This is a genomic window from Pelobacter propionicus DSM 2379, assembly GCF_000015045.1.
GTDB lineage: Bacteria > Desulfobacterota > Desulfuromonadia > Geobacterales > Pseudopelobacteraceae > Pseudopelobacter > Pseudopelobacter propionicus.
In genome coordinates, this window is the sequence record NC_008609.1 from 2,702,971 (window position 1) to 2,716,210 (window position 13,240).

General features: G+C 58.7%; 13 protein-coding genes and 1 riboswitch. Of the genes, 4 read left to right on the top strand and 9 right to left on the bottom strand.

What is annotated here, in order from left to right; all coding sequences use genetic code 11:
- Nucleotides 1-79 precede the first annotated feature (79 nt).
- From PPRO_RS12335 to PPRO_RS12345, 3 genes are read right to left on the bottom strand one after another with little or no spacing between them, the layout of a single operon-like run.
- A complete protein-coding gene (locus PPRO_RS12335) occupies nucleotides 80-1,237 on the bottom strand; it encodes an aminotransferase class V-fold PLP-dependent enzyme (RefSeq protein ID WP_011736356.1) in 1,158 nt (385 codons plus the stop codon).
- Complete coding sequence (locus PPRO_RS12340) at nucleotides 1,234-2,520, bottom strand: right-handed parallel beta-helix repeat-containing protein (RefSeq protein ID WP_011736357.1); 1,287 nt, start codon at nucleotides 2,518-2,520, stop codon at nucleotides 1,234-1,236. The genes PPRO_RS12335 and PPRO_RS12340 overlap by 4 nt, the downstream gene beginning before the upstream one ends.
- The gene (locus PPRO_RS12345) at nucleotides 2,520-3,587 is read right to left on the bottom strand and encodes a GGDEF domain-containing protein (RefSeq protein ID WP_011736358.1); all 1,068 of its coding nucleotides are present in this window, start codon (nucleotides 3,585-3,587) and stop codon (nucleotides 2,520-2,522) included. The genes PPRO_RS12340 and PPRO_RS12345 overlap by 1 nt, the downstream gene beginning before the upstream one ends.
- Nucleotides 3,588-3,903: 316 nt before the next feature.
- Here PPRO_RS12345 and PPRO_RS12350 point away from each other — a divergent pair, with 316 nt between their 5' ends.
- The gene (locus PPRO_RS12350) at nucleotides 3,904-6,138 is read left to right on the top strand and encodes a vitamin B12-dependent ribonucleotide reductase (protein ID WP_011736359.1); all 2,235 of its coding nucleotides are present in this window, start codon (nucleotides 3,904-3,906) and stop codon (nucleotides 6,136-6,138) included.
- Between the two features lie 379 nt (nucleotides 6,139-6,517).
- Here PPRO_RS12350 and PPRO_RS12355 read toward each other — a convergent pair whose 3' ends face one another.
- From PPRO_RS12355 to PPRO_RS12370, 4 genes are all read right to left on the bottom strand, one after another.
- Nucleotides 6,518-7,693 (bottom strand): IS4-like element ISPepr3 family transposase, encoded by a 1,176-nt coding sequence (locus PPRO_RS12355; protein ID WP_011735659.1) that lies wholly within the window; start codon nucleotides 7,691-7,693, stop codon nucleotides 6,518-6,520.
- Between the two features lie 131 nt (nucleotides 7,694-7,824).
- A complete protein-coding gene (locus PPRO_RS21275; RefSeq protein WP_011736361.1) occupies nucleotides 7,825-8,073 on the bottom strand; it encodes a hypothetical protein in 249 nt (82 codons plus the stop codon).
- A gap of 519 nt (nucleotides 8,074-8,592) precedes the next feature.
- Complete coding sequence (locus tag PPRO_RS12365; RefSeq protein ID WP_011736362.1) at nucleotides 8,593-9,081, bottom strand: methyltransferase family protein; 489 nt, start codon at nucleotides 9,079-9,081, stop codon at nucleotides 8,593-8,595.
- Between the two features lie 132 nt (nucleotides 9,082-9,213).
- Nucleotides 9,214-9,627: a thioredoxin domain-containing protein gene (locus PPRO_RS12370; RefSeq protein WP_011736363.1), complete on the bottom strand. Its 414-nt coding sequence runs from the start codon at nucleotides 9,625-9,627 to the stop codon at nucleotides 9,214-9,216.
- 241 nt (nucleotides 9,628-9,868) lie between these two features.
- Nucleotides 9,869-9,944: riboswitch (cyclic di-GMP riboswitch) on the top strand.
- Between the two features lie 95 nt (nucleotides 9,945-10,039).
- On the opposite strand from PPRO_RS12370, the gene PPRO_RS12375 reads away from it, so the two are divergent.
- From PPRO_RS12375 to PPRO_RS12385, 3 genes are all read left to right on the top strand, one after another.
- Complete coding sequence (locus PPRO_RS12375; RefSeq protein WP_011736364.1) at nucleotides 10,040-10,294, top strand: hypothetical protein; 255 nt, start codon at nucleotides 10,040-10,042, stop codon at nucleotides 10,292-10,294.
- Between the two features lie 117 nt (nucleotides 10,295-10,411).
- The gene (locus PPRO_RS12380; protein ID WP_011736365.1) at nucleotides 10,412-10,678 is read left to right on the top strand and encodes a hypothetical protein; all 267 of its coding nucleotides are present in this window, start codon (nucleotides 10,412-10,414) and stop codon (nucleotides 10,676-10,678) included.
- 171 nt (nucleotides 10,679-10,849) lie between these two features.
- Complete coding sequence (locus tag PPRO_RS12385; protein ID WP_232286644.1) at nucleotides 10,850-12,070, top strand: radical SAM/SPASM family putative metalloenzyme maturase; 1,221 nt, start codon at nucleotides 10,850-10,852, stop codon at nucleotides 12,068-12,070.
- A gap of 182 nt (nucleotides 12,071-12,252) precedes the next feature.
- On the opposite strand, the gene PPRO_RS12390 is transcribed toward PPRO_RS12385, so the two are convergent.
- Nucleotides 12,253-12,627, bottom strand: coding sequence for a hypothetical protein (locus PPRO_RS12390; protein ID WP_011736367.1), 375 nt, complete (start codon nucleotides 12,625-12,627; stop codon nucleotides 12,253-12,255).
- A 241-nt stretch (nucleotides 12,628-12,868) separates the two neighbouring features.
- Nucleotides 12,869-13,150, bottom strand: coding sequence for a peptidylprolyl isomerase (locus PPRO_RS12395; RefSeq protein ID WP_011736368.1), 282 nt, complete (start codon nucleotides 13,148-13,150; stop codon nucleotides 12,869-12,871).
- Between the last annotated feature and the right edge of the window lie 90 nt (nucleotides 13,151-13,240).

Below are 13,240 nucleotides of genomic sequence, written 5' to 3' on the forward strand. Positions count from 1 at the left end.
CGGGATGGGTTGGAACAACGGAGAAGCCGTGACTCGTGACTGGTTGCCAGTCACGGATTACCAGTCACGGCCTTTTTACTCAAGGGATACACTTTACAACGGCATCGCAGAAAATAGCAATCTCGTCGTTGCTGGTGAACCATCCGGGACTGACCCGGACGGTTCCCGCGGGGTAGGTGCCCAGGGAGCGGTGGGCCAGGGGGGCGCAGTGCAGGCCGGCCCGCACGGCGATATCGAAGCGCTGGTCCAGCATGAAGGCCAGGCTGGAGGCGTCCATCCCCGCCAGGGTAAAGGAGAGCAGGCCACTCCGGTTGGCGGGGAAAGAGGGACCATGGATGGCCATGCCGGGAAGCGGCGCCAGGCGCCTGGCCACCTCGGCCACATGCTCCCGCTCCCTGCGGCCAATGACGTCGACCCCCCGGGCCAGGACGAACTCCACGCCCGCAAGCAGGCCGGCAATGCCGGGGAGGTTGTGGGTTCCGGCCTCGAATCCCTCGGGCAGGATGTGCGGCTGCTCTTCGCTGGATGAGTTGCTGCCGGTTCCTCCGGCCAGAAGCGGCCTGATCTCCACCCCCTCGGCAACGAACAGAAAACCGGTGCCCTGGGGACCGAGCAACCCCTTGTGCCCCGGCGCGGCCAGCAGGTCCACCCCCAGGCCAGCCGCATCGATGGGGATCGAGCCGGCCGACTGGGCCGCATCCAGCAGAAACAGCGCCCCGGCCTCGCGGGCGATGGTTGCAAGTCGGGCCACCGGCTGGATGGCGCCGCACACATTGGAGACATGCCCCAGCGCCAGCATGCGGGTGGTGGGTCGGAAGGCTCGCCGTACAGCGTCCGGGTCCACTAGGCCGTCACCGGCCGCCTCGACAATGGTCAGCTCAACTCCCCGCCGGCGCAGCTGGTACAACGGCCGCAGGAGGGAGTTATGCTCCATGGAGGTGGTAACCACATGATCGCCCGCCAGCAGGACACCCTGCAGGGCCAGGTTGAGCGCCTCGGTGGCGCTGTGGGTGAAGATGATCCGTGACGAATCGGGGACGGAAAGCAGGGTGGCGATGGCCTCCCTGACCTGGAAGAGCAGGCGAGACGCCTCCAGGGAGCGGCGGTGCCCTGCACGCCCCGGCGAGGCGCCGATGTGGCGCATGGCATGCACGACGGCCTGGTAGACGCATTCCGGCTTGGGGTGGGACGTGGCCGCGTTATCCAGATAGATGGTGAGGGGGGAACGGGAGGTCATGGTACGTTTACCGGCCGCTGCACCAGCCAGGGGAAGAACTCGACCCGGCCGCCGCGGGGGTCCTTGGTCCCGTCCAGCAGTTTCGCCGCAATACTGGATTCCTGGTCGCTGCCCCACCAGTTCCCCACGGCAACGATGCGGTCATGGCCGCTGATGGCCAGGTTGTAGCCGCTGTTCCCCTCGAAGGAGTTGCCCCAGACCAGGCTGCGGCCGTCGTTGACCCGCATGCCGTCGCCGGCCGTAGCCGTAAACAGACTCCCCTGAACCTTGAGGCGCGAAGAGACCAGCTCCAGGCCGACGCCACGGTTGGCCACGAAACGCGACCCGGATATATTCCCCTCGCTTTCCGCCAGATGCGCGCCGCCGCCTCCGTTGGCAGCCAGTTGACAGGAGGTGAATCTGACCCGGCAGTCGAGCGCGGTTACGCCACTCTGCTGGTTCTCCCTGAGGGAGACGGCGAGCAGGACCAGGGTGGTGCGGCGAGCGACAATGCCGCGCTGGTTGCTGCTCAGGGCGCTGTCCCGCAGGTCGACCTCGCTGTCGAGGAGTTCAAGCCCGGTCTCGCAGTCATCAACGCTGGCGGCGCTGAGGCTCGCGCTGCTGTCCCTCAGCAGCATGCCGACGGTGCAGCGGCGGATGGCGACATCGGTGGCGGAAAGGGTTGAGAAACCGGCCTCGATTCCCGCCGTGGCCCCCTCGATGAGCACATGGTCCAACTGGTTGCGCTTCTCGCTGGACAGCAGCAGGATCCCCCCCCAGTCGCCCCGCTCGGGCCGGGCAACGTTGGGGGTGAAGCGCACCGGTTGCCCCGCAGAGCCGTTGCAGTGCAGCCTGCCCATGACCACCAGACGGGGCGTCTGCCGCGAAAGGAGCGATTTCATGAAACGCACCACCGTGCCCGGTTCGATGCGCACGGTCGCCGGGGAAGCGATCACCAGGTATCCCCGCACCAGCACGCTCCCGCTCCAGACCACATCCTCGGTTATGGTGGTATTTTCGTAGCTGATATCGCCCTGGCTGACAACCGGCGGGCGTCCAGGGTCCGGCAGAGGGGGATCGACGGTGTCCGGCAACTGGGGAGCTGCAACCGGGATTTCGCCTGCCGGCATTTCGGAAGCGGCTGGCACCGGGGAACGCTCCACGGCCAGAGGGGCGGGCGGCGGCGCATCCCCGCGCTGCCACGATGTATCCCATGCGGAGAAAGCGGTGCAGGCGGACAGCAGGGGAAAGAGCAGGATACAGGCCACGAACAGGCGATGGGTGGGGGTGCGAAACAGAATCATCAAGCGGCATCATCCTCCGCCACCAGGACGCGGTTCCGCCCAGTCCGCTTGGCCTGGTAGAGCAGCTGGTCGGCCATGGCCAGCAGGGTAATGGAACAGGCAGCGTCACGGGGATAGCAGGATATGCCCACACTCACCGTAACCGGCCTGTCCTGCGGGTTGCGCAACAGCTTCCTGCTCTCCGCCATGACCCGCTGCCTGATGCGCTCGGCCACCTTGTGGGCGCTCTCCAGGTCGGTTTCCGGCAGGATGACCACGAACTCCTCTCCGCCGTAGCGGAAGGCAAAATCGATACTGCGCAGGGTTTTGCGCAGCACCCGCCCGATGGTGGCCAGGATGCGGTCACCCAGGTGGTGACCATGGGTGTCGTTGAACAGCTTGAAGTTGTCCACGTCGATCATCATCAGGGAGAAGGGGAGCCCCTCCCGGTGCGCCCGTTCATACTCCTGGGGCAGGACCTTGTCGAAGTAGCGCCGGTTGTTCAGTCCGGTGAGGGAGTCGTTGATGGCCAGCTGGTGGGTTTCCTCGTGAAACTTGGCGTTCTCGATGGATATGGCGGCAAAGGAGGCCAGAACCAGGATCTGCGAGATGCGGTTCTTGTCGAAGGTGCGCGGTATGACGTCATCCAGGCAGAGCATGCCGTGGATGGAGCTCTGGGAGACCAGCGGAACCGCAACCAGCGAGCGGCTCTGCTCATGGGCGATCAGGTGCTCCTCCGGTATCTGGCTCGCCTCCCTATCCTCAACATAGTAGACCTCATTGCGCCTAAGAAGCCGGTCCGTCAGGCCTCCCGGCGCCACCGTCCAGACCGATCGCACGACGCAATCCTCGTCCAGACCGGCATGGGCGCGCAGCACCATCCTGCCGTTGCGCTTGTCGTACAGCGCCAGCCTGCCCACCGGCATCTCCATGAAATCCATGGCGCCCCGCAGGATGGTCTGCGTCAGGGGGGCAAGCTCCAGGGAGGCGATGGAGGCCTGAGCCACATTGAGCAGGTCGTTCAGAGCACGCACCTGCCCTTTGAGCTCATACGACTTGCATTTGTCACAATCGGTTGCTGCTGACATCGTCCCGCATACTCCTTCATACATATCGAGTCTTGTTTTTAGCACATTTAAGCTTTCATGCAAATATTTTAAACTTATCCCCTGTTTTTTTAACCCATGCTCATGAAACCAGCACACCCGATGAGGATGAAAATGTTTTTCATGTGCAATCAAATGCTTAGAGATCACCCAATCTATTCTGTTGACATGACATATATGTTGTGGTTAATTCCACTTCGGCTACAAAATCTTGTATAAACACCCGTTAGCGGACATCACCGCTTCACCCCATACAAACAGACGGCGCAGCTCCGTTCCCGCCGTAGGAGGAAACCGCATGAAAAGAGAAAAGACACACCCGACACTGCCCGGTTTATCGAAAAACGCACTCACCGTACTGGAGAAACGCTACCTCAGGCGTGGTCCGAACGGCACAACGCTGGAGACAGCGGCCGACATGTTCCGCCGGGTGGCCGATACCATCGCGGCGGCCGACCGCTCCTTCGATGAAACGGCCGATACCGCTGGCCTGGGCGACACCTTCTACCGCATGATGACCAGCTTCGAGTTTCTGCCCAACTCCCCCACCCTGATGAACGCCGGTCGCGAACTGGGGCAACTCTCGGCCTGCTTCGTGCTTCCGGTGGGGGACTCCATGGAGGAAATCTTCGACGCCGTCAAGTACACCGCCCTGATCCACAAGTCCGGCGGCGGCACCGGCTTCTCCTTTTCCCGCCTGCGCCCGGCCAACGACATGGTCAGCTCCACCACCGGCATTTCCAGCGGACCGCTCTCCTTCATGCGGGTCTTCGACGTGGCCACCGAGACCATCAAGCAGGGGGGGACGCGGCGCGGGGCCAACATGGCCATCCTCAGAGTCGACCATCCCGACATCGTGGACTTCATCATGTGCAAGGCCGACCAGAAGCAGCTCAACAACTTCAACATCTCCGTCGGCCTGACCGAGAAGTTCATGCAGGCCGTGGAGCGGGACGAGGAGTACACCCTGGTCAACCCGCGCAACGGCAAGCAGCACGGCACCCTCAACGCCCGCAAGGTCTTCCAGCGCATCGTCAAGCAAGCCTGGGAGAACGGCGAGCCGGGCATCGTCTTTTTGGACCGCCTGAACCGCGACAACCCCACCCCCCAGGTGGGAGAGATCGAATCCACCAACCCCTGCGGCGAGCAGCCGCTGCTCCCCTACGAATCGTGCAACCTGGGCTCCATCAACCTGGGCAAGTTCGTGGCCGAGGGGGCCATCGACTGGAACAGGCTGAAGGAGACGGTCCGGAACGCGGTGCACTTCCTGGACAACGTGATCGAAGCCAACAGCTACCCCCTGCAGCAGATCCACGACATGACCCACGGCAACCGCAAGATCGGCCTGGGGGTCATGGGCTGGGCCGACATGCTGATCCTGCTGGGCATCCCCTACAGCTCCCCCGAGGCGGTCAAGCTGGGCACGAAGGTCATGAAGTTCATCAACGACGAGGGGCGCCTGGCTTCCCGTGAGCTGGGCAAGGTCCGCGGTTCCTTCCCCAACTTCACCGGCTCGACCTTCGACATCAAAGACGCCGAGCCGATGCGCAACGCCACGGTAACCACCATCGCCCCCACCGGCACCATTTCCATCATCGCCAACGCCTCATCCGGCGTGGAGCCGCTCTTCGCCGTCTCCTACCTGCGCACCGTCATGGACAAGAACGTGCTGGTGGAGGTCAATCCCCATTTCGAGAGGATCGCCAAGGAGCGCGGCTTCTACTCCGAGTCGTTGATGAAGCGCATCGCCGAGCACGGCACGGTGCAGGGCATCCCCGAAGTGCCCCAGGACGTGCAGGAAATGTTCGTCACCGCCCACGACATCTCCCCCAACGACCACATACAGATGCAGGCAGCCTTCCAGTTGCACACCGACAATGCCGTCTCCAAGACCGTCAACTTCCCCAATTCGGCAACCATCGAGGACGTGGAGAACGTCTACCGCCTGGCTTACCAGACCGGATGCAAGGGGGTCACCATCTACCGTGACGGCTCCCGGGACGAGCAGGTGCTCTCCACCGCCAAGAAGGACGAGGCGCCTCGCGAGGCAGCCGCTGCTCCCGAAGAAAAGAAGGCGATCAAGCGCGACCGTCCCAAGTCCCTCAGGGGGAGCACCCATCAGATGCAGACCGGCTGCGGCCCGCTGTACGTTACCATCAACGAGGACAGAAACGGCCTGTTCGAGCTCTTCACCACCATGGGCAAGGCAGGCGGCTGCGCCGCTTCCCAGAGCGAGGCCATCGGCCGCATGGTCTCCCTGGCATGGCGCAGCGGCGTCCAGGCCCGCCAGGTGGTCAAGCAGCTCATGGGCATCTCCTGCCACTGCCCCTCCGGCTTCGGAGAAAACCGTGTGCTCTCCTGCGCCGACGCCGTTGCCAAGGCCATCCAGGCCCACCTGATCGACGGCGGTTACGACATCAGTGCCGTCACCGCCCGCCAGGAGCGCGGCGCCTGCCCGGAATGCGGCGGCGTGGTCGAACACGAGGGGGGCTGCTCAGTCTGCCACGCCTGCGGCTACTCCGAGTGCGCGTAGCCGCTTCTCCCCTCTGACACCTTACTGCCCCTGTCGCCTCCCCTCACCGGGGGGGGGAGACAGGGGCAGGAATTTTGGTATCAGAATTTTCTACGGAAATACAACGAGGACACCTTTTCTATAATGTCTGCAGAATCACCCGAAACGACAACCAAAATGTCCCCCGAATTAACGTCACTCGAGAAGACGACGGATCCTTTTATTGCCAGTCAGTCAATCTAATAGAGGTGATAATGAATCTACCAACGGCTGATTATTTTACGTACATCACCGGCATAGCCAGCATTCTTGGTTTTTTTTTGCAGTTAACAGATGCTTTTCCAAAACATAGAGAAATAAGAAAATCTATTTTTTATATATCAATTGCAGTAATTTCCGGTTAGGTCTTTGCATGTCGTCGTTTTTTCTTTAAAAGTTTGTTTTTGTGGGATTTTTGCTGTGTTCGCATCCGTTTTTGCTCTAGTTCTTCTGCTGCCTCATTGGCGATTTGGTTGCGTAATTCCCGTACCCGAGTGATGCTGACTGGTTCGTTGTGCTGCTCCCGGCAGTAAATAGCAAGAAGCAGATAGGTTATAAGGCCGCCAAGAAGCTGGACCATCAGCCCGTACTTGCTCCTGGCGATCAGGTGGTACACCTTGAGATGGCGTTTCCACCAGCCAAAGAAGGTCTCGATGTTCCAGCGGAGCTTATAGACTTCGGCGACTTGTTCAGCGGTCAGGTCGTACCTGTTGGTAGCGATCCAGTAATCTTTACCGTCAACACGGTAACCAACAAGGCGCAGTTCTTTCTCAGTCTGGTTTACGCCTTTGGTGCCGAGCATTACGATCCGGTCATAGAAGATAATACTGTCAGGATTGACGGCATTCTCTCTGATGACTATCTTGATCGTATTCTCCCTGATACGACAGACAAAGAACTTCTCGGCGGCCTGCCACTTGTCAAAGTGGTCATGGGACTGATACCCGCGATCCATAACGCCGGTTTCGCCTTTGTCGATGATCTTGTCAACAAAGGGGCGCTCACCCTCTTTACCGTCGCTGAGGTATATCTTCCTGGGAATGCCCCGGTTGATATCGAAGCCGACATGAGCCTTGGCCTTCTTTGAGCCGCTTCGGTAATCAGCCCATTCCATGGACAGCACAGCATCAATCAAAGAGCCATCTATGGATACCAGGTTGCCAAGGTGAGCGTATTCGGCCGGAAGCACTTTGCCTGCTTGCTTGACCAGATGTCCGAATACCTCACTTAGCTGCTCAAGGCCACGGTTATTGATCGCCTCGAAGAAGGCGCTCTTTTTGATCCCCTTGGGGGGAGCAACGCACTCCTTGGCAAAGTCATTCTGTTCCAGAGCCTGCAGCAGTTCGCTCCCGGAAGAAAACTCTTCAAGGTGATAGAAAATCAGGGCCTTTAGCTGATCATCAAAGGTCATTTGCAACGGGCGGTACCCCCTGGATTCAAGTTGTTTATCGGACTTGAATCTCTCAAAAACCGGGGTAAGAAGCAATTTGAAAGCACGTGCTTTTCGTCGTTGTTTCAGTCGCTTGAAAGGTCGCATGTCGTAACTCGTGTAATATTAAGTAGTTACGATGGTGGCCCGCCAATTTTTTACTAAAAGTCAAGCAAAAAAAATGTGGCATCACGCTGATTTTGTTACTTTTTTACATTCTCAAAGAACCATGCAAAGACCTAACCGGACGACGCTGTATCAATTGGTATATTTATTGGTTCATTTTGTTGTGGAATCAGAAACATATCACAATCTTCACTACCTATACATTCACCAATTTCTTTATTAGTAACTGCAATATTATCAATTATTTCAATTATTATTTTGACAGCTATTTTTTCTAAAGATTCAACAAAGAGGCAAGAATTATACAGTATTTCTGGATATGGTACAGTAGCTTTGCTGTTGATTTTACTGTTTGGATGCATTTTACATCTTCCAGAGAATAAAAAACTAACAATTGACGAGCTCTTAGAAATATCTCGTTATAACACCACTAAATTTAATTATGATAGAGCTATGTCTATTCTTGAAATGGCAGAATCAAAACTTTCAGCAAATGACCCAAGATTGATTCCACTTAAAAACAAAATTATTGAATTAAAATCAAGACAAATTGCATTAAAATAAGTAGTTACAGGTAAAACCAGGGACACTTCCTAGTTTTTTGTGCAACCTTGGGAAGATGTTCCTGGGACATAGGGGCTAAGGCTCTTGGTTGAGAGAGAAATACACCAAGGGCGATCCGGGCGAGCACAAGGTTCGCCCCTACGGGGCTTTTAAACATCATCACCCATTTCGGGAAATTCGGGCACATTCCCATCCCATGCCAACAAAAAAGCCGTTCCATCAGCACCCTCGCTGATGGAACGGCTCTATAGAACAAACGCATCGCCTCTCCTGGAATAGAGGGGGGGGGGGGCAGGCCCAGCATATGGCAATTCACCTCACCAGACAAAAGGTATCAGCTTGCGCACCCGCTTGCGGTAGGCGGCGTACTCCGGGTACTTCTCCGCAAGCCAGAACTCCTCGCGCCGCGACTTGATGTCGAAGAAGATCAGGATCAACAGGGCATAGCCGATGACCGGCCAGCTCTCCAGCCACATGCCCCAACCAAATGCCATGAAGATGATGCCACTGTAGATCGGGTGGCGCACGATGCGATACACGCCGCTGACAACCAGACGCCCCTGTTCCTTCGGATACGACAGAGGGGAGAGGTTCTTCCCCAGGCTGAGTGTTCCACAGACCGACAAAACGATGCCGACCAGAAACAGGATGGTTCCTGCCAGGAGGACGAACCAGGGCCAGGGGAGGTTCGGGGCGCTCTGCCCCGGGAAGGAACGAGGGCCGAACACCAGTAGCACGAACAGCGCGGCTTGCACCACCAGGTACCATTCACCTCGTTTGCCCTTCAACCATGAGAGCTGCGACATATGCTGTTCCTCGAAGAATGAACCGGACTGTCCAGAATCGTCGGCAAGGCACATTGTAGGACAGAGTGGGCGGTCTGTCTCCAGAAATGTCGACTACCAGTTCATCCAGCGCCACCACTCATGCTTCCATCCTCATGCCGCCTGGCTCTGCACGCAGGGGCAGTTCTTCGGGTCACGATCGCCCACCGCCTCGCTCTTCAGGCCGATCCAGTTGTGCACCATCCCCACGTCGAAACCGGCCAGGCGCTCGCCCCCCACCTGCATCAGCGGACGGACGATCAGCAGCGGTTCGGCCACCATCATTTCAAGCGCCTCTTCCCGCCCCACCCGGGACGGCGCGATCTCGCCCGCCTTAACCTTCGGGTTGGTCATGTTGAACCACTCCGCGACCGGCCGGGAACCGAAGAAGCGGGCCAGCTCCTCCTCCGTCCACGCCTCGGTCAGCAGGTTGCGTACCTCCAGCTCGTGCCCCGATGCCAGCAGTATCTCCTTCTGGCGCGCATTCCCCTGACACCCCGGCTTTTCCCAGAAAATCACCTTTGCCATACGTCCTCCCCCGCCTCTCTGGCGGCACGTCCGAAATAAAAAATGCCCGACGGATATCCATCCGTCGGGCGCCCTTGCCTGCGTTATGTGCGAGAAGTGATAGCACAGCCCGGAAGCTCAGTTCAAGCGCATAATTCCGCGTACGCCGGATGCATGTTCCACGTTTCCGTCCAGCCTCACCCCCTTGACATTTCCCGGCTTAGCCCGTATTGTTCCTCCAAAATACGATAAGATCACGGATACACGACACTACTCAACCATCCGCGAGGATGGGGCGGAAAGCCTCAGGATCTCCAGAAGACAGCCGGGTTGCCGAATTATCTCAGGATAGGCAACCCGGCTTTTATTTTTCCTTTTACAGACCAACCGCGAACATTCAGGCATGAACTGCTACGACAGGGGGTAAATGTCCATGCTGTCCAGAATAACCATCATCCTGCTCTGTTCCTTATTGCTGACATCTCCCGTTTCCGCGGACAACCAGTTCAAGGAGGGGGGCAGGGAGATAGGCCAGGGGTTCAAAACATTGGGACAGGCTACCGGAGAAGCCTTCAAGAAGACCGGTCAGGCCGTGGGCAGGGCCTTCAAACGCTGGGGCCAGGCCACGGGCGCGGCCTTCAGGGAGGCGGGAAAAAAAACCGGCGAGGCTTTCAAGGGAAAGAAGTAGTCCTGTGCGAAACAGCTGATACGGGACCGCGTCTCCGGCACGCAGTACAGACAACGAATCATCCGCTCTCCCCCGGACTGAAGAGCACAAAAACAGGCAAGGAAAGGAAAAACAGCAATGACAAGAAAACCGCTGGTTTCAGCACTTCTGGCAGCAACACTTCTGGCAACAGCACTCCCCGGTCAGGTACGGGGCGAGGTAAGCGTCAATATAAGCGCCTACCTGCCGGCCCCGCCGGGAGTGCATGTGTATGTGGATGCCGGACGTCCCTACTATGTGGAACATGACCGGCGCGTCTACATGAAGAAGAAACCCAAAAAAGACAAGCATTACAAACACAATCACGAAAACCACGGCAACAAGCACGGACACAACAAACACTGACCCTGCCCGCGGGGGGGCCTTGACGCCCCCCTCCTCACTCCTCTGTTCTTACCCTTTTTTTGACCTGCGTCATGCCAACGCCTCCCCTGCCTCGCTATCCTTGGAGCACCACCAGGGAGGCAGGCCATGATCATTCATCAGGAACACCCAGTTCGACAGGAAGATGCCGGTATGTCAACGACGCTTGAGGAAACGGCTTCCGGCCTGGCCGGCGATCCGGTACCAGCCCTGCAGGAGTACCCCAGCCGGCTGTTCGTGGAGACCACCACCCGCTGCAACTTGAGCTGCGGGATGTGCATGAAGCAGACCAGGGGAAACGGCATCGCGGAGGGGGATATGCATCCCGAAACCTTCACCAGACTCGCCCCCAGTCTGCCCCATTGCCAGGCGCTGGTGCTGAACGGGATCGGTGAGCCGCTGCTGCACCCTGGCCTGGAAACCTTCATCCGCCAGGCCAGGGGGCTTATGCCGGCGCGGGGGTGGATCGGATTCCAGTCCAACGGCCTGTTAGTCAGCGAAACCCGCGCCCTCTCGCTGGTGGAGGCGGGACTGGACCGCATCTGCCTCTCCCTGGACGCCGTCACGCCGGACACATTCAAAAGGATCCGCGAGGGGGGAGAGGTACGCGACCTGGAGCGGGCCATGAGCTCCCTGAAGCGGGCCAGGGAGAAGCGTTCCAGCCCCCTGGAGATCGGGACGGAGTTCGTTCTCATGCGCGAGAACGCCCGCGAACTGCCGGCCGCGCTGCGCTGGGCCGCGGAACAGGGGGCCAGCTTCGCCATCGTCTCCCACCTGCTCCCCTACGAGCAGGAGCATGTGGGGAGCGTGGCCTACGAGACCAACTCGGACGAGGCCATAGCGTTCTTCGAACCTTGGCGCAGGCGCGCGGAACGGGAGGGGATCGACCTGAATCGGTTCTTCAAGGTAATGCTGAACTACCTGAGAAGTCCTGAGGATCAGCGGGTGGTGGATTTTGTCTGGGAGATGCAGCAGGAGGCCCGCTCCCGGGATCTGTTCATCAACCTGAAGAACCTCCTGAAGCGGGACGAGCGCTGGTTCGGGGAGATCGGCGCCCTCTTTGCCGAGGCAGAGCAGATGGCCCGCGAAACCGGCCTGGAGTTGATCCTCCCGGCCATCACGCCCCGGGGCAAACGCAGATGCGACTTCGTGGAGAACGGCGGGGCGTTCGTCTCCTGGGACGGAGGAGTGCACCCCTGCTACTTCCTCTGGCACAGGTTCAGCTGCTACTCATCGGGAAGCAGGAAATACGTGACGCCCAGGGTGTTCGGCAACATCAACCAGCAGAGCATGGGGGAAATCTGGAACAACCGGCTCTTCCGGGAGTACCGCCGGGAGGTGCTGGCCAGGGAGTACCCGCTCTGCTCCAACTGAAACCTGGTTCCCTGCGAGTACATGTACAACGAGAATTTCGAGCAGGACTGCTATGCGGGAACGGTGGCCTGCGGGGACTGCCTCTGGAACATGGGGCTCTTCCGCTGCCTGCAGTAACCAGTCACCGCAGCGCCCGAGTGCGCTTCAGAGATGCACTCGTACGCTGCAGGTGCCATGGGGACTCATTCAACAACCCTGATGCCGGAAACGAAGTACTCCGTTTCGCCGAAAATGGTACTGGGCACACCCTTGTGCTGTTCGTAGCTGAGCGCCACCTTTTTCCCCACGACGGCGTTGATTCGTTCGGCAACAGCGTCCTCACGGACGCTGAACAGGAACTTCTCGGGCGCAGCCCCGGGAACGGAGATCAGCTGCAACTCCCCCTCCCAGGTCTTGACCACCCATCCCTTCTGGGAGATTTTCTGGACGTAGCCGACCCGTTCTCCGCCGGAAAAGCTCCAGTGCAGCGCGAGCCAGACATACCCCGCGAAACCGATCACCAGCAGCGCGACGGCGGCCGCAAGTGAAACCAGTACCTTTTTCCTGGTCAGTGCCATACCATGATCCTTTCAACCCAGAAAATGCAGTTATTCATGCGAACTCGCGAAGAAGAAGAAAAAAAACAGAATGGAGATACACATCGCTCGATTCACCTGTGTGGTGAAGCGTGTTTTTGTACCAGAAGGTTGTTTTCTTTGCGTCTTCGCGCCTTAGCCTGAGATGAATTGATGCTTTTAAGCTTCAAACAGAACATCCCGGTTCAAACGACAAACGGCGGGTTGCCCCGCCGTTCTCGAATCATGCCGTCCGTCTGGTGACTTCGACCAGGTGATAGCCGAACTGGGTCTTGACCGGTCCCTGGACCGTGCCGACCTCGGCGCTGAAGACAACCTCATCGAACTCCTTTACCATCTGGCCAGGACCGAACTCGCCCAACTCGCCCCCCTGCCTTGAGGAGGGACAGAGGGAATGATCCCGCGCGCAGGCGGCAAAATCTGCTCCCGCCTCGATCTCCTGCTTCAGCTTCAGACATGCTTCCTCGGTGGACACCAGAATGTGACGCGCACTCGCTCTCGCCATACCATCTCCTTGTTTCGTTGTGTGTTACCGCCCTCTTCCAATACCGGAAAAGGGCGAGTGCTGTCAACCGTCGAAACGCGCCGGCAAAAC